Genomic DNA, 22701 nt, shown 5'->3' with positions numbered 1-22701 from the left:
GCTATGCCATGGGTTTACTATTAGTTTGAGTGTGCCAAAGCTTAGCATATATACCTTGCTGCTGTAATAGTTCCGCGTGACTGCCTTGTTGGACAATCATGCCTTGATCTAGCACCAGAATGCGATTAGCATACTTAATAGTATTCAATCTATGAGCAATACTAATTACTGTACGATTACGGCAGATTTGATCCATATTAGCCATAATAGCTGCCTCAGATTCATAATCAAGTGCTGAAGTTGCTTCATCTAAAATTAAAATCCTTGGATTTACTAACAAAGCTCTAGCAATAGCTATTCGCTGACGCTGACCACCAGATAGACCACTGCCTTTTTCGCCGATCATGGTTTGATAAGCTTGCGGTAATCGTCTAATAAAATCATCTGCACCAGCTAGCCTCGCTGCTTGTACAATTTCTTCTTCACCAGCTTCTGGGCAACAGAGCTTAATATTTTCTAATATTGATCCGGCAAATAACATGTTATCTTGTAATACCACACTCATATTGCAACGTAATGAAGTAGGATCAGCTATGGCTATATCCATACCATCTACTAAAATCTGACCATGCTGAGGAATATAGAGGCGTTGTAATAATCTAGTTAGCGTACTTTTACCTGAACCAGATGGACCGGTAATGCCGATAAATTCTCCTGATTGGAGTCTTTTGCAATGATTGTGTAAATTTTTGTTGAGCCTATATTAGAAGTAATTAAAAATATAGGTAACAGAAATGCAAATAGAGAAGAATAAAAAAATAAATGAAGCAATAGATTTGCTGATAGAAGGCGGAGTAGATTTAAAAACAGTACTAAGTCAGAATGGATTAATTAAGGAATTAACCAAGGGTATTTTAGAGCGAGCACTGCATGCTGAGATGTCAGAACATTTAGGTTATAGCAAGTATGATAGAGCTGAAACTGAGAATGCGAGGAATGGTAGTTTTAGTAAGAATCTGATTAGTGAGAATGGTACTATAGAGCTAAATGTTCCAAGAGACAGACAAGGTAAATTTGAACCTATAATAGTCTCAAAGAAACAAACAAGAATAGATGGCTTAGACCAAAAGATAATATCCTTATATGCGAAGGGTATGAGTGTGTCTGATATTAAAACACAATTGCAAGAATTATATGGAGCTGAGATCAGTGAGAGCCTAATCAGCAGGATTACAGATGAAGTAATAGATGAGGTCAAGATTTGGCAGAGTAGACCTCTTGAATCAGTATACCCTATAGTATATTTTGACTGTTTAGTAGTGAAAGTAAGACAAGATAAACTTATTATTAATAAATCAGTATATGTAGCTTTAGGAATAGATTTATCTGGCAGAAAGGATATTTTAGGCTTATGGATAAGTGAGAATGAAGGAGCTAAATTTTGGCTTGGTAATTTTACTGAAATGAAGAATCGAGGAGTAAAAGATATCTTAATTGCTTGTAGTGATAATCTAACTGGTATGTCTGATGCTATTGCATCAGTATATCCGAAAACTGAACATCAAATTTGTATTGTCCATCAGATCAGGAATAGCCTCAAATATGTATCATATAAAGATAGAAAGCAATTAGCAGCGGATTTGAAACTAATCTATACTTCTGCTACTGAAAAAGAAGCAGAATTAGCTCTTGAGTCATTTGATCAAAAATGGAGTAAGCAATATCCGCATATAGCTAAATCTTGGTATAATAATTGGGATAATTTGATAATTTTCTTGCAATATCCAAAGGAGATTCGTAAGATTATTTACACTACAAATGCGATAGAATCGCTGAATAGCCAATTGAGAAAAGTTACTAAGAATAAACGCATCTTTCCAAATGATGACGCAGTATTTAAAGTTTTATATCTGACAATTGATTATATTACCAAAAAATGGTCTATGCCTATCCCCAATTGGAATGAAGCTATGGCTCATTTTATGATCAAATTTGATGGTAGAATTTAATGGTTCACGAAATTTACACAATTGATGAGACAGAGCCCCTGATTGTATTATAAAGGATAAATCTCTTAATATTTCCGGTGTATCAGCTTGATAGCGAAAACACACATATTGGAACTCTACTTTTCCGGTTAATTTTGGCATAGTAGCAACTCCCTTACCAACTGCTTCTGTTCTGATTTAGTATCTAAAATATCTCCAATACGACGTAATGCTATTAAACTATGCTGAAACTCTTGCCATATTTGTGCTAATCTTAGAATTGGTTGAGTTATATGATTAGCCAGCATATTAAAAGCTACTAACCCACCAACTGTTAATTCATGTTGTAGTACAATCTTAACGCCACACCATAATAGCAATGCTGAAGTTAATTTTTGTATTAAGCTAACTCCTTGGCTAGCAATAATTGCTACCTTCTTAGCTAAAAATATCGCTCTTAACTGACAAGATAGAACTTGTTGCCAACGTTTTAAAAAAGCTGATTCTGTAGCAGTAGTTTTTAATATTTCAATACCAGTAATAGTTTCAGTTAAATAAGCTGTAGCAATACTACTTGCGTCATATTCTTTAGTAACTCGCTGTCTTAATATTGGACCAATACTTAACCAAAACACGACATATAACACTAGGGATCCAAGTACTATCCAAGTTAATATTTTAGCATAACTAAACATTACTACTAAAAACATCAGAATAAAAATAATATCTAATACCAACATTAAAGCCGAACCAGTTAAAAACTGGCGAATCTGGTTCATTTCACGCACACGAGCAACAATCTGACCAGTTTGTCGATTACTAAAATAGCTTAGTGGTAAAGTTAACAAGTGACGATATAATTTACCGGAAAGTTCAGAGTTAATCTTACTAGCTAAATTGCTAAAGATTTTACCGCGTAAATAACTAAATAAAGGCTCAGCTAGAGCAAGTGCTAATATAGCAATAGCTAGTACCTTTAAACTTGAAACACCACGACTAACTAATACTCGATCTATAACATTTTGGAATAATTTAGGACCTACTAAAGCAATCAACTGCAACATTAATGATAAAGCTAATATAGCTAACACGGAAATGTTTCTACCACAGATTAGGAAAAACTTAGGCATTGATCAATAATTTTATGTAAACAGTTTTTAAAGTTAGTCCAGCAATGTTTAATAGGATTTAGATCTGGTGAATATGTGAGTAAATACAAAAACTATGGTAAAAACCTTTTCGCGTTAGCTATACATCACGTAACTGATTTATATGCCGCAATATCGAAGGCAAAAACCAATTAAAGCCAAATTTAACATCTGTAATTTGCAGTTCTTGGACTGCTAATAATATTATTGGTAGGTTATATTTACTATTATTAGCTGTAGGAAGTAGCTCCTTATTAAACTTTTCAGTAGCTACATCATAACGCCACCAATATTCTGTTTCAACTTTTTCAATCACACTCCATTGATTAGCTAAACAAACCAATATAGGCACAGGTAATGTTTGCAGATCACCACTAATTTCTTCATAATATTTTGCCCGCAATCCTACTGCTCGAGCTGCTCGGCAAACATCTATCCATGTTAATTCTTGGCAATCTATACCAAGTTTATGACGTAACGATCCTTCAGTTACTAATATTTGAAACTGTTTAGCAGCTCTAATAATTGCTGGTATACCATGTGTACCAGTAATCATCTTTTGACCCATCATGGTTCTCTCCAAGCTTCTGATTTATATTCTCGAATTGGACTCAATAAATAGTCAATCACTCGGCGTTTACCAATTTTAATCTCAGCAACAACAGACATACCAGGGGTTAAAGTAACTAAACTATTATCTATCATGATATGATTTTGAGCTAATTCAATCTGAGCTGGAAATACTAACTCAGCACTTGACTCATTAAGTTTAACTGAATCAAGAGAGATACTTTGTACTTGACCGCTAATAGTACCATAACGGCTATATGGGAATGCTTCAATTTTAACTGTTACAGGTTGCCTAGGGCTAATAAAACCTACATCTTTATTAGCAATATTGACTTCTGCTTGTTGCGGTGCATCATGAGGCGTAATCATCATTAATGTCTGAGCACCTTGCACAATCCCACCAACAGTATGAACAGCTAGTTGTTGTACTATACCATCCATTGGTGCTCGTAAGATTTGTAAGCGATCTCGCTCCTTGGCTTTAGCTAGCTCTTGTTCTGTTATTAACAAAACAGATTGGGCTTTATTTAAATTATCATGCCACTCACGATATTTTTGAGCAATATAGCTAGCTTTATTCTCCCGTATGGTGTTAGCACGAGCCTGTAATACTTGCAATTCCTGCTGCTTAACTGTAATTGATAATTCAGTCTCTAATGCTTCTTTCTCTTTCGCTAATAACTCAGTTTTAGATACAAATTTAGACTTTAACAACTCACGACTTGGAGCAAGGCGTTGTTGAATATTATGTAGCAATTTTTGTAGCCCAACTATACTAGCGTGATTAGCAACTTGTTCAGATTGATTAGCTGCTAATTCAGCATCAAATTTCGCCAAGATTGCTTGATGTTCCTGCCAAATACTAATAAGATGAGCTCTAGACCTTATCGCAGCTGACTCCTCAATATTATCCGGCATTGTTAGTAGATTTAATGGCTCATGGCTTTGTTGCATAAATAAGATTTGTAGAGAAAGAGTGGTGATAATCTGGTAAGATGTCCTGAATTAAAAATATAATGGACTAATGGTATGGACCTCCTGATATAGAGAATGAAAAGCAGTTGCTAATCTTCTAGGGTTAATATTTAACATATTAAAACAACAATTAAGGAGGTCCATATGGAGGTTACTACAATTGGTATAGATATTGCAAAAAGAATTTTTCAAATTCATGGTGTAGATAAAAATGGCAAGACAGTATTAAAGAAAAAATTGATGAGAGATCAGGTTTTGACATTTATGGCTAATTTACCACAATGTTTAGTAGGGATGGAAGCTTGTGGTGGTTCTAGTTATTGGGCAAGAGAAATAACTAAATTAGGGCATGAAGTAAAACTAATGGCACCGCAATTTGTCAAACCATATGTTAAAACTAATAAAAATGATCAAGCAGATGCTGAAGCGATATGTGAAGCCGTGACAAGACCTAATATGAGATTTGTTGCAATTAAAACTATAGAGCAACAAGAAATTTTATCAATACATAGGGTAAGAGAGAGATTGGTAAAAAATCGTACAGCACTTGCTAATGAAATTAGGGGGCTACTACATGAGTTTGGTTTTATTGTTCCTCAAGGCATTAATAAGGTTATCACAAAATTAATTGAGATTTTAGATGCAGGGAAATTAAGCCAGTTAAGTTATCAAACATTTAGTGAACTAAAAGAAGAATTCTTAGATAATAACAGAAAAATAAAAGAGATAGAAAAACGATTAACAATGATAGCAAGTAACCTAACTCAATATCAACGATTAAGAGCTATACCTGGTCTTGGTTTAATTACTGCTACTGCTTTAATAGCATCAATAGGTAATGCTACAAGTTTTGAGAATGGCAGGCAATTATCGGCATGGCTAGGATTAGTGCCAAGACAACATTCAAGTGGTGGGAAGGATAAGCTGCTGGGAATTAGCAAGCGAGGTGATGTATACTTACGCACTTTATTAATTCAAGGGGCTAGAGCTGTACTAAATGCCAAGATAAGATTTACATCGGAAGAACAGAAATCTAAAAAAGATTTTAGCCAATTTACGAAATGGATGTTTAATTTATCTGAGCGAAGTAGCCATAATAAAACGACAGTTGCCATAGCTAATAAGTTGGCAAGAGTGGTGTTTGCTGTACTAAGATCAGGAGATGATTATGTAGAGAGTAAAGTTTGTAGCTAAAGAGTGTGTAGCATAGCACTTATAAGTAAAATAAATGGTGATTTATATAATGAATAGGTAAAAGCAAAACAATATGTAAGAGATTCCAACCCGAAATATGCTTGAGATAATTAATATTGATGGTAAATAAGACAAACCTTAGCTTACAAAAAAACTGCGTTTTTCAGTGGCTCTTTTAGAAGCCGATGGACTGATAAGTATATAGTTTGTAAGCCAGCGAATTCCATCAGGGCTGTAGAATAAATTAGGTTGATTTATCAGCTATAAGCCGGATACATGACTGCATTTGTTTGTTTTTATTATTGATGTTATTTTTTTCTTGCATTCTACAGGAGGTCCATACATGAAAAAATTGGACAAAAAAATGAAGGAGTGTGTTTCCGCAATAAGTTAGAATAAATAGCAATAAACTTAAGAGGAAAGATGAAGAAAAATAAAGTAAAAATTTTCAGTGCTTCAGAAAAAACGGGGATAGTATTAGAATTAATAAAAGAGGAGTCGACACTTGGTCAGTTAGCTTCAAAATATGCAATAAGTGTTAAAACAATTCAAAATTGGAAAAAACAGTTTTTAGGTAATGCGGCATGGCTTTGTTGCATAAATAAAATTTGTAGAGCAAGAGTGGTGATAATCTGGTAAGATGTCCTGAATTAAAAAATAATCCAGATTATATGAGATCTCGGAAGAAAGCCCCTTTTAGTAAATCACGCAAGTATTCTAAATATAAAATAACGAATTGGTCAGAATATAATAATTTTTTACGCAATAGGGGTCGCATAGATTTTATCAGGAGTTTCGCACTTAGCAAAATTGTGTATTAGTTAGAAGCCATTTAATGTTGTTCTGAATTGATGTTTTTATAACTTCCCAAGTTTGTTGATATAAAGTAATGTTTTCATTTATCCTCCTTTTGTTCATATCAAGCCAGGCCAATACAGCAAGGCAAATATGATTTCTTTGAGCTCGACCCGTGCGTGCCTGACAGCATTCAATACCACAAGTTTGTTTCAATTCTCGATGATAAACTTCTATAGACCAACGCGCCTTAACAATTTTCTCTATTTGCTCACGTGTAGGATTCTCTAAATTAGTTGTTATGTAATCAATGCGACCATTTTTTGCCACAAACTTAAATACCGTAACCCAACCGTATCCACGTAGGTGAATTTTTAGCCCTTCATCGGGAATCTCTAAAGTTTCCAAGCTAACATTACGATTAACTTTTCTATTTTTTCTTAGGTTGGTAACCCATATCCAACCTAAATTACGTATATGTTTTAAATTATCCAAACCACTATACCAAGCATCCATAACTATAGCATCAGGCTTGATACCTCTTTCTTTAGCTAAAGTAAGCATATCACAAAAATGCTCGTTCTTTGTTTTACCATCAGTTTCTTTATCATATATTCTATAATCTACAGGAGTAGATTGATCAATTTGAGTATTGTAATGCAGTAAGTTTACCATTCCTATACCAGGTATAACATCATGTACAGCCCCAGAATATTGATAATTTACAAGCTCGATCCTCTTACTGTATTGCTTTGACAATAAGGTGTCATCTCCCACTAATAAACAAGGATCTTCCAGATCAATATATTTTGACACTTTGCTATAGATTTCGCTAGGGCGAAAATCCTTACTCTTTAACCATCGACTTGCACTATCGTGCGATAGATCTAATGGACTTACTTTAGATAATGCTTTGCTAGTATATCTTACACTACTTGCTTGTAAGAATGATTTATATAAATCTTTGCTACATTTTGATCTTGTCATTTTTATCTAAAACTATTTTTCTCTAGATTAGCATATTATTTGCTAAGTGCGAAACTCCTGTAAATGAAAACATTACTTTATATCAACAAACTTGGGAAGTTATAAAAACATCAATTCAAAACAATATCAGATGGCTTTTAACTGATTCGCAACTTTGCTAAGTGCGAAACTCCTGTTATTGATAGTTTAGTACGTAAACCTGGAGCATTTGTTCAATATCAATATTATGAAGCTTTATTCCCACGTGCTATATTTCGTCAGGTATATGACCAGCTTATCTCTATATATCCATATAAAGGGCATAAAATATATCTTAAAATATTACAATTAGCAAAAATGTATGGAGAATTGAATGTAGTTACTGCATTAGAAGTGCTATTAGAAAAGAAAATTGAGCCAATAATTGATCATATTACAGATTTACTAAAGGCTCTGTCTCATCAATTGTGTAAATTTCGTGAACCATTAAATTCTACCATCAAATTTGATCATAAAATGAGCCATAGCTTCATTCCAATTGGGGATAGGCATAGACCATTTTTTGGTAATATAATCAATTGTCAGATATAAAACCTTAAATACTGCGTCATCATTTGGAAAGATGCGTTTATTCTTAGTAACTTTTCTCAATTGGCTATTCAGCGATTCTATCGCATTTGTAGTGTAAATAATCTTACGAATCTCCTTTGGATATTGCAAGAAAATTATCAAATTATCCCAATTATTATACCAAGATTTAGCTATATGCGGATATTGCTTACTCCATTTTTGATCAAATGACTCAAGAGCTAATTCTGCTTCTTTTTCAGTAGCAGAAGTATAGATTAGTTTCAAATCCGCTGCTAATTGCTTTCTATCTTTATATGATACATATTTGAGGCTATTCCTGATCTGATGGACAATACAAATTTGATGTTCAGTTTTCGGATATACTGATGCAATAGCATCAGACATACCAGTTAGATTATCACTACAAGCAATTAAGATATCTTTTACTCCTCGATTCTTCATTTCAGTAAAATTACCGAGCCAAAATTTAGCTCCTTCATTCTCACTTATCCATAAGCCTAAAATATCCTTTCTGCCAGATAAATCTATTCCTAAAGCTACATATACTGATTTATTAATAATAAGTTTATCTTGTCTTACTTTCACTACTAAACAGTCAAAATATACTATAGGGTATACTGATTCAAGAGGTCTACTCTGCCAAATCTTGACCTCATCTATTACTTCATCTGTAATCCTGCTGATTAGGCTCTCACTGATCTCAGCTCCATATAATTCTTGCAATTGTGTTTTAATATCAGACACACTCATACCCTTCGCATATAAGGATATTATCTTTTGGTCTAAGCCATCTATTCTTGTTTGTTTCTTTGAGACTATTATAGGTTCAAATTTACCTTGTCTGTCTCTTGGAACATTTAGCTCTATAGTACCATTCTCACTAATCAGATTCTTACTAAAACTACCATTCCTCGCATTCTCAGTTTCAGCTCTATCATACTTGCTATAACCTAAATGTTCTGACATCTCAGCATGCAGTGCTCGCTCTAAAATACCCTTGGTTAATTCCTTAATTAATCCATTCTGACTTAGTACTGTTTTTAAATCTACTCCACCTTCTATCAGCAAATCTATTGCTTCATTTATTTTTTTATTCTTCTCTATTTGCATTTCTGTTACCTATATTTTTAATTACTTCTAATATAGGCTCAACAAAAATTTACACAATCATTGCAAAAGACTCTTACTAAATAGCCAGACTCAAACTGTTTGTTCAGTAAAAATTAATCAACCAATACTGTCTGAATATGATCAATTACATTGCTTTAAAACAATGGAGGTTGCATGAGTAAACAGATAATAACTCCGCAACCGCTAAATAATTTACTCAAGAACCTTTGCTTACCTAGTCTATCCGCCAAAAACACTTCAAATCCTGATCATTTGTAATGGGATAGAGTTTTGACCAGGAGTTTCGCACTTAGCAAATAATATGCTAATCTAGAGAAAAATAGTTTTAGATAAAAATGACAAGATCAAAATGTAGCAAAGATTTATATAAATCATTCTTACAAGCAAGTAGTGTAAGATATACTAGCAAAGCATTATCTGAAGTAAGTCCATTAGATCTATCGCACGATAGTGCAAGTCGATGGTTAAAGAGTAAGGATTTTCGCCCTAGCGAAATCTATAGCAAAGTGTCAAAATATATTGATCTGGAAGATCCTTGTTTATTAGTGGGAGATGACACCTTATTGTCAAAGCAATACAGTAAGAGGATCGAGCTTGTAAATTATCAATATTCTGGGGCTGTACATGATGTTATACCTGGTATAGGAATGGTAAACTTACTGCATTACAATACTCAAATTGATCAATCTACTCCTGTAGATTATAGAATATATGATAAAGAAACTGATGGTAAAACAAAGAACGAGCATTTTTGTGATATGCTTACTTTAGCTAAAGAAAGAGGTATCAAGCCTGATGCTATAGTTATGGATGCTTGGTATAGTGGTTTGGATAATTTAAAACATATACGTAATTTAGGTTGGATATGGGTTACCAACCTAAGAAAAAATAGAAAAGTTAATCGTAATGTTAGCTTGGAAACTTTAGAGATTCCCGATGAAGGGCTAAAAATTCACCTACGTGGATACGGTTGGGTTACGGTATTTAAGTTTGTGGCAAAAAATGGTCGCATTGATTACATAACAACTAATTTAGAGAATCCTACACGTGAGCAAATAGAGAAAATTGTTAAGGCGCGTTGGTCTATAGAAGTTTATCATCGAGAATTGAAACAAACTTGTGGTATTGAATGCTGTCAGGCACGCACGGGTCGAGCTCAAAGAAATCATATTTGCCTTGCTGTATTGGCCTGGCTTGATATGAACAAAAGGAGGATAAATGAAAACATTACTTTATATCAACAAACTTGGGAAGTTATAAAAACATCAATTCAGAACAACATTAAATGGCTTCTAACTAATACACAATTTTGCTAAGTGCGAAACTCCTGTTGACAACAAATTGCTAAGATTTTCAATAAAAATTAATAAGTTATGTTAATTTTTACTGATACATTTCTGTGTTGGTCTAATTTTGATATGGAGCTATTGTTAACGATTTTTTATCGTTCATCTAGTTTTTGCATGATGATATTTTTGATTTATGTGGAGTTAGACACGATTTGTAAATGATTTGCAATGCATCGTAAATTCAAACCAATAGCAGAGATTATTGGATTGATAATATCTCCTATCATACCTTTCAAGAAGTTTCTACCCATCCGACCATATTGCTTTAAGTGACCTATTATTGGTTCTATGGCACTGCGTCTCTTGATCATAGACTTGTCCTCTTGTAACAACTTCTTCCGCGTTTTTGGGGTATATACCTTACTCTTCTCCTTTACATTGCTACCACTATACCCAAGATCAACAAATGATTTCTTTATCTTGATTCCAGTGACACTCTCTACTGCTTCAAAGCTCTGATGCAATGTATGACCATCATAAGGATTATTATGAAACGATTTTGCGGATAAAACAAAATTTCTACGACCACTTACTACTACCGCTACTTTATTGCCAAACTCATATGGCTTGTTGCGTTTTCCCTTTCCTATACACTCTACTTCAGGGGCATGAAAACTATATAATACTTTGTTATCTTCTTTATATTGCTTTTTAGCTTCTCTTTTTAAAACAGATTGGTTATGTATTTGTTTTATTTTTTGCAATACTTCTTGATTTTTGAGCGACAAGTTTAATTGCTTATTTTTGATCTCACGCTCACATACTCTAATCAAACGACCCAGTAATATTTTTAAATGCTTCATTATTTTCCAACGCTTCTTGGCTTTACTATGTTCTTTATATTTCCATAGCTTTACTATATCGCGTTTATAGGTTCTAGCGTATGTTTCATTCAAATGTATACCCAAACTGTTGCAAAGCTTTACTATGCTAAGCCTAGCTTTATCCATTAAATAAACATCGTGTGGGTGTTTGATATTCTTAATTTGTACAGTCGTATCAGCGATGATTAATTCCAAATCTTTTTTTTTAATTGTGTTAGTTTTTATCCCAACCCTGATCAACTCCGATAATATCTCATTATATCCAGCTTCACCTAATACACTACGAAACCGTCGTATACTAGTTTCCGAGATAGCTATGTCTTTTTCTATATATTCCCACCCGCAGAAATACTGCCAATACATATTCTCTTTTAGCTCTTCCTCTGATAATGAATCTGAAAAATTATACATTGCTTGTAGCATCGTTATGCCAAGCATCACTCTATGACATTTTCTATTTCTACCAAATTTCTTAATACAAACATTTTTTGATAACCACTCTTCGAGCCTAGACCAATTTATTAATTCTCTTAATTTATATAGCTTATTATTTGGGTTTAATTCTTCTTTTAATTTATAACCAAACAGTTTCCCTTGTTCTTGCGATTTGATAATGTTGTCTATTGGCATTGACTGAAATCCATAAGGTTTATGACCATATTTTATCATTTTCTTACGGATTGTTGTATTACTTCTTGTCTTAAAACCATATTATCTATAAGGCTTGTAGAGTTTTGGCGGACGGACTACCTACTTTTGCATCGTGCTATAAATCAGTTGCAGAAAGCTTTGAGCAAGAAAAGAAAACATATATAGATTATCTACAGGAGTTAGCCATACGTGAGTTAGAACATAGACAACAACAACGTATTGCCAGATTGCTGAAGCAAGCAAAACTCTCTCGAGATAAGTTATTAAGCAACTTTGATATTAAGCGTATCCCAGGATTATCGCCAACTAAGATCCAATATCTTGCACAAGGAGAATTTATGGATCGCTATGAAAATATACTTATTTTTGGTAATCCTGGCACTGGCAAAAGTCATCTTAGTATAGGTTTAGCACGTGAGTGGTGTCTTGCTGGTAGACGTGTATTATATACAACAGCAGCTAATTTGGTTCAACAATTACTAGAAGCAAAGCTTAGTTTAAAACTTAAGCAAATTATTAAAAAATTCGATTATTTTGAAATATTGATAATTGATGATATATCATATGTACCATATAATCGTGAAGAAACTGATGTTTTATTTACCTTATTAGCTGAACGTTATGAAATGCGTAGTGTATTAATTACTAGCAATTTAGTTTTTGCAAAATGGAATACTATTTTTAAAGATGAAATGACTACGTCAGCAGTTATTGACAGATTGGTTCACCATTCTTCAATTCTTGAACTCAATACTGAAAGTTATAGAATCGCTACAGCTAAAGGCAAAAAATTAACTATAAAATCGGAGGATAATAATGTAACACTTTAGACAATATTTTTTACTCAAAAATGGGTAATTTTAATATTCGTCATGGGTAATTCTAATGTTCGTTCATCAATCAGCTACTCTGCTGTAGCTATCAATAAATACCTGAGAATAAACCTTACCTATACCCTTAAAGTTGCCTACATAATATGTATCTTGGCATCCTAGATACCCTGGATGCTGTGTCTCAATTTCTCCATGAGCTTCTTTTTCATTATGACGCTTCTCTAGCACTTGTAATTGTGCCTCAGTAAGCACAATACCATCTTGAGCCATTTTTGCTTCTAATGCTTTAAGTCTTTTACTGATGTTGTTTAAATCATTACGTAACCAAATTGATCTTACTCCCCCAGGTGATACAAGTACACCTGTCTTTTTAAGCTCATTTGATACTCTTAGCTGACCATATGCTGGATATTCTATTGCCATATCTAGTACTGCTTTCTCTACAGCAGGATCAACTCTATTCGCTATTATTGGCTTTCTTCGACTAATTTCATACAACGCTTCTTCGCCACCAGTTTCATACAGTTCTTTAAATCTGTAATAACTATCTCTACTATATCCCATCGCTTTACATGCTGATGATATACTACCAAGGCTCTTAGCTAATTCAAGTAAACCTAATTTTGGTTTTATTATTTTTTGATTTAAGTTCATTCTTTATCTCCATTTAATAATTAATTTATTTTACTAAATGTAAGATATAATCTTGTATCTTGAATATGTATCTGACAGTCAAAATTTAACTGACAATCAGGTGCAAAATTTATAGTGTCTGTAAGATCAAATCTTGACTTCTACACTTTATCAGATAAGTCTGTATGTTTCTTTATATGGTTAGATATAAGCTTTTCTATTTCTTTTATCTGTTCATCCAAAAATTTTAGATGAGATCAAATCCAGGAGTTTCGCACTTAGCAAAATTGTGTATTAGTTAGAAGCCATTTAATGTTGTTCTGAATTGATGTTTTTATAACTTCCCAAGTTTGTTGATATAAAGTAATGTTTTCATTTATCCTCCTTTTGTTCATATCAAGCCAGGCCAATACAGCAAGGCAAATATGATTTCTTTGAGCTCGACCCGTGCGTGCCTGACAGCATTCAATACCACAAGTTTGTTTCAATTCTCGATGATAAACTTCTATAGACCAACGCGCCTTAACAATTTTCTCTATTTGCTCACGTGTAGGATTCTCTAAATTAGTTGTTATGTAATCAATGCGACCATTTTTTGCCACAAACTTAAATACCGTAACCCAACCGTATCCACGTAGGTGAATTTTTAGCCCTTCATCGGGAATCTCTAAAGTTTCCAAGCTAACATTACGATTAACTTTTCTATTTTTTCTTAGGTTGGTAACCCATATCCAACCTAAATTACGTATATGTTTTAAATTATCCAAACCACTATACCAAGCATCCATAACTATAGCATCAGGCTTGATACCTCTTTCTTTAGCTAAAGTAAGCATATCACAAAAATGCTCGTTCTTTGTTTTACCATCAGTTTCTTTATCATATAGCTAACACGGAAATGTTTCTACCATAGATTAGGAAAAACTTAGGCATTGATCAATAATTTTATGTAAACAGTTTTTAAAGTTAGTCCAGCAATGTTTAATAGGATTTAGATCTGGTGAATATGTGAGTAAATACAAAAACTATGGTAAAAACCTTTTCGCGTTAGCTATATATTCTATAATCTACAGGAGTAGATTGATCAATTTGAGTATTGTAATGCAGTAAGTTTACCATTCCTATACCAGGTATAACATCATGTACAGCCCCAGAATATTGATAATTTACAAGCTCGATCCTCTTACTGTATTGCTTTGACAATAAGGTGTCATCTCCCACTAATAAACAAGGATCTTCCAGATCAATATATTTTGACACTTTGCTATAGATTTCGCTAGGGCGAAAATCCTTACTCTTTAACCATCGACTTGCACTATCGTGCGATAGATCTAATGGACTTACTTCAGATAATGCTTTGCTAGTATATCTTACACTACTTGCTTGTAAGAATGATTTATATAAATCTTTGCTACATTTTGATCTTGTCATTTTTATCTAAAACTATTTTTCTCTAGATTAGCATATTATTTGCTAAGTGCGAAACTCCTGCTGTTTTTAAATCTACTCCGCCTTCTATCAGCAAATCTATTGCTTCATTTATTTTTTTATTCTTCTCTATTTGCATTTCTGTTACCTAGTCTATCCGCCAAAAACACTTCAAATCCTGATCATTTGTAATGGGATAGAGTTTTGACAACAAATTGCTAAGATTTTCAATAAAAATTAATAAGTTATGTTAATTTTTACTGATACATTTCTGTGTTGGTCTAATTTTGATATGGAGCTATTGTTAACGATTTTTTATCGTTCATCTAGTTTTTGCATGATGATATTTTTGATTTATGTGGAGTTAGACACGATTTGTAAATGATTTGCAATGCATCGTAAATTCAAACCAATAGCAGAGATTATTGGATTGATAATATCTCCTATCATACCTTTCAAGAAGTTTCTACCCATCCGACCATATTGCTTTAAGTGACCTATTATTGGTTCTATGGCACTGCGTCTCTTGATCATAGACTTGTCCTCTTGTAACAACTTCTTCCGCGTTTTTGGGGTATATACCTTACTCTTCTCCTTTACATTGCTACCACTATACCCAAGATCAACAAATGATTTCTTTATCTTGATTCCAGTGACACTCTCTACTGCTTCAAAGCTCTGATGCAATGTATGACCATCATAAGGATTATTATGAAACGATTTTGCGGATAAAACAAAATTTCTACGACCACTTACTACTACCGCTACTTTATTGCCAAACTCATATGGCTTGTTGCGTTTTCCCTTTCCTATACACTCTACTTCAGGGGCATGAAAACTATATAATACTTTGTTATCTTCTTTATATTGCTTTTTAGCTTCTCTTTTTAAAACAGATTGGTTATGTATTTGTTTTATTTTTTGCAATACTTCTTGATTTTTGAGAGACAAGTTTAATTGCTTATTTTTGATCTCACGCTCACATATAGCTAACGCGGAAAGGTTTTTACCATAGTTTTTGTATTTACTCACATATTCACCAGATCTAAATCCTATTAAACATTGCTGGACTAACTTTAAAAACTGTTTACGTAAAATTATTGATCAATGCCTAAGTTTTTCCTAATCTGTGGTAGAAACATTTCCGTGTTAGCTATACTCTAATCAAACGACCCAGTAATATTTTTAAATGCTTCATTATTTTCCAACGCTTCTTGGCTTTACTATGTTCTTTATATTTCCATAGCTTTACTATATCGCGTTTATAGGTTCTAGCGTATGTTTCATTCAAATGTATACCCAAACTGTTGCAAAGCTTTACTATGCTAAGCCTAGCTTTATCCATTAAATAAACATCGTGTGGGTGTTTGATATTCTTAATTTGTACAGTCGTATCAGCGATGATTAATTCCAAATCTTTTTTTTTAATTGTGTTAGTTTTTATCCCAACCCTGATCAACTCCGATAATATCTCATTATATCCAGCTTCACCTAATACACTACGAAACCGTCGTATACTAGTTTCCGAGATAGCTATGTCTTTTTCTATATATTCCCACCCGCAGAAATACTGCCAATACATATTCTCTTTTAGCTCTTCCTCTGATAATGAATCTGAAAAATTATACATTGCTTGTAGCATCGTTATGCCAAGCATCACTCTATGACATTTTCTATTTCTACCAAATTTCTTAATACAAACATTTTTTGATAACCACTCTTCGAGCCTAGACCAATTTATTAATTCTCTTAATTTATATAGCTTATTATTTGGGTTTAATTCTTCTTTTAATTTATAACCAAACAGTTTCCCTTGTTCTTGCGATTTGATAATGTTGTCTATTGGCATTGACTGAAATCCATAAGGTTTATGACCATATTTTATCATTTTCTTACGGATTGTTGTATTACTTCTTGTCTTAAAACCATATTATCTATAAGGCTTGTAGAGTTTTGGCGGACGGACTACCTATATTTTTAATTACTTCTAATATAGGCTCAACAAAAATTTACACAATCATTGCAAAAGACTCCAATTATTATACCAAGATTTAGCTATATGCGGATATTGCTTACTCCATTTTTGATCAAATGACTCAAGAGCTAATTCTGCTTCTTTTTCAGTAGCAGAAGTATAGATTAGTTTCAAATCCGCTGCTAATTGCTTTCTATCTTTATATGATACATATTTGAGGCTATTCCTGATCTGATGGACAATACAAATTTGATGTTCAGTTTTCGGATATACTGATGCAATAGCATCAGACATACCAGTTAGATTATCACTACAAGCAATTAAGATATCTTTTACTCCTCGATTCTTCATTTCAGTAAAATTACCAAGCCAAAATTTAGCTCCTTCATTCTCACTTATCCATAAGCCTAAAATATCCTTTCTGCCAGATAAATCTATTCCTAAAGCTACATATACTGATTTATTAATAATAAGTTTATCTTGTCTTACTTTCACTACTAAACAGTCAAAATATACTATAGGGTATACTGATTCAAGAGGTCTACTCTGCCAAATCTTGACCTCATCTATTACTTCATCTGTAATCCTGCTGATTAGGCTCTCACTGATCTCAGCTCCATATAATTCTTGCAATTGTGTTTTAATATCAGACACACTCATACCCTTCGCATATAAGGATATTATCTTTTGGTCTAAGCCATCTATTCTTGTTTGTTTCTTTGAGACTATTATAGGTTCAAATTTACCTTGTCTGTCTCTTGGAACATTTATCTCTATAGTACCATTCTCACTAATCAGATTCTTACTAAAACTACCATTCCTCGCATTCTCAGTTTCAGCTCTATCATACTTGCTATAACCTAAATGTTCTGACATCTCAGCATGCAGTGCTTGCTCTAAAATACCCTTGGTTAATTCCTTAATGTCCCCCTTCGGGGATCAAAAATCCCTCGCCTTTAGGCGAAGGGAAGATATAATGAAATTGCTTTAGCAATGAATTTATATCAAGAAATGAGTCTTTTGCAATGATTGTGTAAATTTTTGTTGAGCCTATATTAGAAGTAATTAAAAATATAGGTAACAGAAATGCAAATAGAGAAGAATAAAAAAATAAATGAAGCAATAGATTTGCTGATAGAAGGCGGAGTAGATTTAAAAACAGTACTAAGTCAGAATGGATTAATTAAGGAATTAACCAAGGGTATTTTAGAGCGAGCACTGCATGCTGAGATGTCAGAACATTTAGGTTATAGCAAGTATGATAGAGCTGAAACTGAGAATGCGAGGAATGGTAGTTTTAGTAAGAATCTGATTAGTGAGAATGGTACTATAGAGATAAATGTTCCAAGAGACAGACAAGGTAAATTTGAACCTATAATAGTCTCAAAGAAACAAACAAGAATAGATGGCTTAGACCAAAAGATAATATCCTTATATGCGAAGGGTATGAGTGTGTCTGATATTAAAACACAATTGCAAGAATTATATGGAGCTGAGATCAGTGAGAGCCTAATCAGCAGGATTACAGATGAAGTAATAGATGAGGTCAAGATTTGGCAGAGTAGACCTCTTGAATCAGTATACCCTATAGTATATTTTGACTGTTTAGTAGTGAAAGTAAGACAAGATAAACTTATTATTAATAAATCAGTATATGTAGCTTTAGGAATAGATTTATCTGGCAGAAAGGATATTTTAGGCTTATGGATAAGTGAGAATGAAGGAGCTAAATTTTGGCTTGGTAATTTTACTGAAATGAAGAATCGAGGAGTAAAAGATATCTTAATTGCTTGTAGTGATAATCTAACTGGTATGTCTGATGCTATTGCATCAGTATATCCGAAAACTGAACATCAAATTTGTATTGTCCATCAGATCAGGAATAGCCTCAAATATGTATCATATAAAGATAGAAAGCAATTAGCAGCGGATTTGAAACTAATCTATACTTCTGCTACTGAAAAAGAAGCAGAATTAGCTCTTGAGTCATTTGATCAAAAATGGAGTAAGCAATATCCGCATATAGCTAAATCTTGGTATAATAATTGGGATAATTTGATAATTTTCTTGCAATATCCAAAGGAGATTCGTAAGATTATTTACACTACAAATGCGATAGAATCGCTGAATAGCCAATTGAGAAAAGTTACTAAGAATAAACGCATCTTTCCAAATGATGACGCAGTATTTAAAGTTTTATATCTGACAATTGATTATATTACCAAAAAATGGTTTATGCCTATCCCCAATTGGAATGAAGCTATGGCTCATTTTATGATCAAATTTGATGGTAGAATTTAATGGTTCACGAAATTTACACAATTGATGAGACAGAGCCGATTTTTTATTATTTTCTGGATGCTGTGATCAAGCCATGGTATGACACCAAGAGTGTTTTTTGAATCTACACAACAAAGCCTATGCGGGAATGACATGTAATATATGACTATGGAACTTACCGGAAATGAGTTAATTAAGTCCAAGCTTATAGATATCCCTGAGCGTTCAGGAGTCTATCGGATGTTTGACGCTAATAAACAAGTCATTTATGTCGGTAAAGCTAAAAACCTAAAAAAGCGTCTTACTAATTACATTAAAACAGATTTAGATACTAAAACGCTTCGGATGGTTGCAAATACTTGCTCGTTAGAGTATAGCATTACTAATTCTGAAGTTGAAGCACTGCTTTTAGAAGCTCAGCTAATCAAAAAATTTCAACCGAAATTCAATATTCTTCTTAAAGATGATAAATCTTTTCCTTTTATCAAATTACGTTTAGATCATGATTTCCCGCAATTGCTAAAATACCGAGGCAGAGCCTTAAATGATGGGAAGTTTTTTGGTCCGTTTGCTTCAGCAACCGAAGTTAACACTACTTTATCAGAACTACAAAAAATCTTTAAACTACGTTCCTGCACAGATAATTACTTCAATTCACGTACTCGTCCTTGCCTGCAATATGAAATCAAGCGTTGTTATGCTCCATGTGTTGGTAAGATTAATAAAAAGGATTATGCAGAACTAGTAGGGCAGGTCAAAGATTTCTTGCAAGGACGCAGTAAAGAACTCCAAGAAAATCTATCGAAGAAAATAGAAGAGTTAAGCGAGCAGATGCGTTTTGAAGAAGCGGCAGACATCAGAGATCGTATTAAGGCATTGAGTTATGTACAGCTTAAAGCGGGTATTACGGATATCATTAAAGACGCAGATATAATTGCTATTGTAGAAAAAAATGGGCATTATTGCGTAGAGGTATTTTTATATAGAATAGGTCAAGCTTGTGGTAATATTCCGTATTTCCCTACTGCTACTGAAAATAGTACTAAAGAAGAAGTGTTAAGGCATTTTTTATTACAATTTTACCAAAAACAACAAGTACCTCAGGAAATTATTATTAATCACGAAATTGATGATAAAGATAATATTATAGAAGCGATTAGGAATATTAATGATTTTGCTAAGCTTAGCATTACAATTCCTGCTAGCGGTGGTAAGCTTAAACTAGTTCAAAATGCTGAGGAAAATGCCTTATTTTCGCTTGAGCAATATCTAAAGAAATTTGCTAAAAATCAAGAGCTTATGTTTGAGGTTAAAGAGTTATTTAATCTTCCTGAAATTCCTGAGAGAATTGAGGTTTACGATAATAGCCATATTCAAGGTAAGTTTGCCGTTGGGGTTATGATAGTTGCCGGAAAATCTGGCTTTGATAAAAAAGAATATCGGGTTTTTTCCTTGTCATCCCGTGACTCGATCACGGGATCCAGTAAATCAACAAACAATGATGGTGTTAGTTGTTTTTTGGATACCGTGGACAAGCCACGGTATGACGCTGTAGGCGATGACTATGAAATGCTTCGTCAAGTTTTAACTAGACGATTAACGAGATTAAAACAAGAGCCACATAGATTACCGAGTTTGATGATTATTGATGGGGGAAAGGGGCATTTAGGTATTGTTAAAGAAGTGATGAATAAGCTTCAAATGGATATTTCGTTTGTTTGTATGTCAAAAGGTCCTGATAGAAATGCTGGTCTTGAGCAGTTTCATATGGTAGGTAGAGAAGTATTTACCTTAAACAAGAATTTACCGCTTATGAAATATTTACAAATCTTGCGTGATGAAGCTCATAATTTTGCAATAAAGAATCATAGACTTAGTAGGTCACGTGCTATAAAAGTCTCAAGCCTTGATGAAATAGAGGGAATAGGGGATACTCGTAAAAAAGCATTACTGCATTATTTTGGTTCATATAAAGCAGTATCAGATGCGACGCTAGATGAGCTTTCTAAAATAAAAGGCATTAGTAAATCACTTGCGAAAATGATCTTTAATGCCTTGCATAAAAATTAAGCTATTAAGCTTTGTCTGTAGAACTGAATTTTGAGTCTTTTGCAATGATTGTGTAAATTTTTGTTGAGCCTATATTAGAAGTAATTAAAAATATAGGTAACAGAAATGCAAATAGAGAAGAATAAAAAAATAAATGAAGCAATAGATTTGCTGATAGAAGGTGGAGTAGATTTAAAAACAGTACTAAGTCAGAATGGATTAATTAAGGAATTAACCAAGGGTATTTTAGAGCGAGCACTGCATGCTGAGATGTCAGAACATTTAGGTTATAGCAAGTATGATAGAGCTGAAACTGAGAATGCGAGGAATGGTAGTTTTAGTAAGAATCTGATTAGTGAGAATGGTACTATAGAGCTAAATGTTCCAAGAGACAGACAAGGTAAATTTGAACCTATAATAGTCTCAAAGAAACAAACAAGAATAGATGGCTTAGACCAAAAGATAATATCCTTATATGTGAAGGGTATGAGTGTGTCTGATATTAAAACACAATTGCAAGAATTATATGGAGCTGAGATCAGTGAGAGCCTAATCAGCAGGATTACAGATGAAGTAATAGATGAGGTCAAGATTTGGCAGAGTAGACCTCTTGAATCAGTATACCCTATAGTATATTTTGACTGTTTAGTAGTGAAAGTAAGACAAGATAAACTTATTATTAATAAATCAGTATATGTAGCTTTAGGAATAGATTTATCTGGCAGAAAGGATATTTTAGGCTTATGGATAAGTGAGAATGAAGGAGCTAAATTTTGGCTTGGTAATTTTACTGAAATGAAGAATCGAGGAGTAAAAGATATCTTAATTGCTTGTAGTGATAATCTAACTGGTATGTCTGATGCTATTGCATCAGTATATCCGAAAACTGAACATCAAATTTGTATTGTCCATCAGATCAGGAATAGCCTCAAATATGTATCATATAAAGATAGAAAGCAATTAGCAGCGGATTTGAAACTAATCTATACTTCTGCTACTGAAAAAGAAGCAGAATTAGCTCTTGAGTCATTTGATCAAAAATGGAGTAAGCAATATCCGCATATAGCTAAATCTTGGTATAATAATTGGGATAATTTGATAATTTTCTTGCAATATCCAAAGGAGATTCGTAAGATTATTTACACTACAAATGCGATAGAATCGCTGAATAGCCAATTGAGAAAAGTTACTAAGAATAAACGCATCTTTCCAAATGATGACGCAGTATTTAAGGTTTTATATCTGACAATTGATTATATTACCAAAAAATGGTCTATGCCTATCCCCCTGAAGTTTTGACAAAAAATTTTTATTAAAAAAAGTGGCGAGTGTATCAATCTATAATTTGTATTATATATCAAATAATTTACTTTAAATTGTA

General features: G+C 33.2%; 17 protein-coding genes and 6 pseudogenes. 10 read left to right on the top strand and 13 right to left on the bottom strand.

All coding sequences use genetic code 11. The features are described 5' to 3' along the window. Position 1: 1 nt before the first annotated feature. A pseudogene (locus AAHI98_RS03990) lies at positions 2-655 on the bottom strand (ATP-binding cassette domain-containing protein); the annotation flags it as partial. A 79-nt stretch (positions 656-734) separates the two neighbouring features. Here AAHI98_RS03990 and AAHI98_RS03985 point away from each other — a divergent pair. After that, positions 735-1949, top strand: a complete 1215-nt coding sequence (locus tag AAHI98_RS03985; RefSeq protein WP_342224662.1) for an IS256 family transposase — start codon at positions 735-737, stop codon at positions 1947-1949. A 128-nt stretch (positions 1950-2077) separates the two neighbouring features. Here the strand turns inward: AAHI98_RS03985 and AAHI98_RS03980 are convergent, their stop codons facing one another. The 3 genes from AAHI98_RS03980 to AAHI98_RS03970 form a co-directional block, all read right to left on the bottom strand. Beyond that, positions 2078-3058 (bottom strand): ABC transporter transmembrane domain-containing protein, encoded by a 981-nt coding sequence (locus AAHI98_RS03980; RefSeq protein ID WP_342225114.1) that lies wholly within the window; start codon positions 3056-3058, stop codon positions 2078-2080. Between the two features lie 118 nt (positions 3059-3176). Beyond that, positions 3177-3632: a cysteine peptidase family C39 domain-containing protein gene (locus AAHI98_RS03975; protein WP_342225113.1), complete on the bottom strand. Its 456-nt coding sequence runs from the start codon at positions 3630-3632 to the stop codon at positions 3177-3179. Positions 3633-3643: 11 nt separating this feature from the next. Further along, positions 3644-4600: an HlyD family type I secretion periplasmic adaptor subunit gene (locus AAHI98_RS03970; RefSeq protein WP_342225112.1), complete on the bottom strand. Its 957-nt coding sequence runs from the start codon at positions 4598-4600 to the stop codon at positions 3644-3646. A 165-nt stretch (positions 4601-4765) separates the two neighbouring features. Here AAHI98_RS03970 and AAHI98_RS03965 point away from each other — a divergent pair, with 165 nt between their 5' ends. From AAHI98_RS03965 to AAHI98_RS03955, 3 genes are all read left to right on the top strand, one after another. Further along, entirely contained in the window at positions 4766-5815 is a 1050-nt protein-coding gene (locus AAHI98_RS03965; RefSeq protein ID WP_342224642.1) for an IS110 family RNA-guided transposase, read from the top strand. Between the two features lie 423 nt (positions 5816-6238). Beyond that, positions 6239-6454 (top strand): helix-turn-helix domain-containing protein, encoded by a 216-nt coding sequence (locus AAHI98_RS03960; RefSeq protein ID WP_342224723.1) that lies wholly within the window; start codon positions 6239-6241, stop codon positions 6452-6454. A 32-nt stretch (positions 6455-6486) separates the two neighbouring features. Further along, a complete protein-coding gene (locus tag AAHI98_RS03955; protein WP_342225111.1) occupies positions 6487-6636 on the top strand; it encodes a hypothetical protein in 150 nt (49 codons plus the stop codon). On the opposite strand, the gene AAHI98_RS03950 is transcribed toward AAHI98_RS03955, so the two are convergent. Then, a complete protein-coding gene (locus AAHI98_RS03950) occupies positions 6617-7597 on the bottom strand; it encodes an IS701 family transposase (RefSeq protein WP_342225110.1) in 981 nt (326 codons plus the stop codon). The genes AAHI98_RS03955 and AAHI98_RS03950 overlap by 20 nt on opposite strands. 59 nt (positions 7598-7656) lie before the next feature. Between AAHI98_RS03950 and AAHI98_RS18480 the strand changes: the two are divergent. After that, a pseudogene (locus tag AAHI98_RS18480) lies at positions 7657-7758 on the top strand (IS701 family transposase); the annotation flags it as partial. 304 nt (positions 7759-8062) lie between these two features. Here AAHI98_RS18480 and AAHI98_RS03945 read toward each other — a convergent pair. After that, the gene (locus AAHI98_RS03945) at positions 8063-9277 is read right to left on the bottom strand and encodes an IS256 family transposase (RefSeq protein ID WP_342224662.1); all 1215 of its coding nucleotides are present in this window, start codon (positions 9275-9277) and stop codon (positions 8063-8065) included. A 356-nt stretch (positions 9278-9633) separates the two neighbouring features. Here AAHI98_RS03945 and AAHI98_RS03940 point away from each other — a divergent pair, with 356 nt between their 5' ends. Beyond that, positions 9634-10614, top strand: a complete 981-nt coding sequence (locus AAHI98_RS03940; protein WP_342224656.1) for an IS701 family transposase — start codon at positions 9634-9636, stop codon at positions 10612-10614. Between the two features lie 164 nt (positions 10615-10778). Here the strand turns inward: AAHI98_RS03940 and AAHI98_RS03935 are convergent, their stop codons facing one another. Next, complete coding sequence (locus AAHI98_RS03935) at positions 10779-12140, bottom strand: IS5 family transposase (RefSeq protein WP_342224717.1); 1362 nt, start codon at positions 12138-12140, stop codon at positions 10779-10781. Positions 12141-12205: 65 nt separating this feature from the next. Here AAHI98_RS03935 and istB point away from each other — a divergent pair, with 65 nt between their 5' ends. After that, entirely contained in the window at positions 12206-12952 is a 747-nt protein-coding gene (istB, locus tag AAHI98_RS03930) for an IS21-like element helper ATPase IstB (RefSeq protein ID WP_342225109.1), read from the top strand. 69 nt (positions 12953-13021) lie between these two features. Here istB and AAHI98_RS03925 read toward each other — a convergent pair. The 6 genes and pseudogenes from AAHI98_RS03925 to AAHI98_RS03900 all read right to left on the bottom strand — a co-directional run. Beyond that, positions 13022-13609, bottom strand: a pseudogene (locus AAHI98_RS03925) (helix-turn-helix domain-containing protein); the annotation flags it as partial. Between the two features lie 257 nt (positions 13610-13866). Further along, positions 13867-14472: pseudogene (locus tag AAHI98_RS03920) on the bottom strand (transposase); the annotation flags it as partial. A 172-nt stretch (positions 14473-14644) separates the two neighbouring features. Further along, a pseudogene (locus AAHI98_RS03915) lies at positions 14645-15019 on the bottom strand (IS701 family transposase); the annotation flags it as partial. Between the two features lie 351 nt (positions 15020-15370). After that, positions 15371-16048: a transposase gene (locus AAHI98_RS03910; RefSeq protein ID WP_342225107.1), complete on the bottom strand. Its 678-nt coding sequence runs from the start codon at positions 16046-16048 to the stop codon at positions 15371-15373. A 121-nt stretch (positions 16049-16169) separates the two neighbouring features. Next, positions 16170-16904: a transposase gene (locus AAHI98_RS03905; protein ID WP_342225106.1), complete on the bottom strand. Its 735-nt coding sequence runs from the start codon at positions 16902-16904 to the stop codon at positions 16170-16172. A gap of 135 nt (positions 16905-17039) precedes the next feature. Further along, a pseudogene (locus tag AAHI98_RS03900) lies at positions 17040-17924 on the bottom strand (IS256 family transposase); the annotation flags it as partial. Between the two features lie 153 nt (positions 17925-18077). Here AAHI98_RS03900 and AAHI98_RS03895 point away from each other — a divergent pair. From AAHI98_RS03895 to AAHI98_RS03885, 3 genes are all read left to right on the top strand, one after another. Continuing rightward, the gene (locus AAHI98_RS03895; RefSeq protein WP_342225104.1) at positions 18078-19292 is read left to right on the top strand and encodes an IS256 family transposase; all 1215 of its coding nucleotides are present in this window, start codon (positions 18078-18080) and stop codon (positions 19290-19292) included. A gap of 141 nt (positions 19293-19433) precedes the next feature. Further along, a complete protein-coding gene (gene uvrC / locus AAHI98_RS03890) occupies positions 19434-21341 on the top strand; it encodes an excinuclease ABC subunit UvrC (protein ID WP_342225103.1) in 1908 nt (635 codons plus the stop codon). A 105-nt stretch (positions 21342-21446) separates the two neighbouring features. After that, positions 21447-22619 carry an IS256 family transposase gene (locus tag AAHI98_RS03885; RefSeq protein ID WP_342225102.1) on the top strand — a complete coding sequence of 391 codons (1173 nt, stop codon included), beginning with the start codon at positions 21447-21449 and terminating at the stop codon, positions 22617-22619. The last annotated feature ends 82 nt before the right edge of the window (positions 22620-22701 follow it).

It is taken from the genome of Rickettsia endosymbiont of Urophora cardui (assembly GCF_964030725.1).
Taxonomy (GTDB): domain Bacteria; phylum Pseudomonadota; class Alphaproteobacteria; order Rickettsiales; family Rickettsiaceae; genus Rickettsia.
This window is presented reverse-complemented; position numbering and strand designations above follow the sequence as displayed.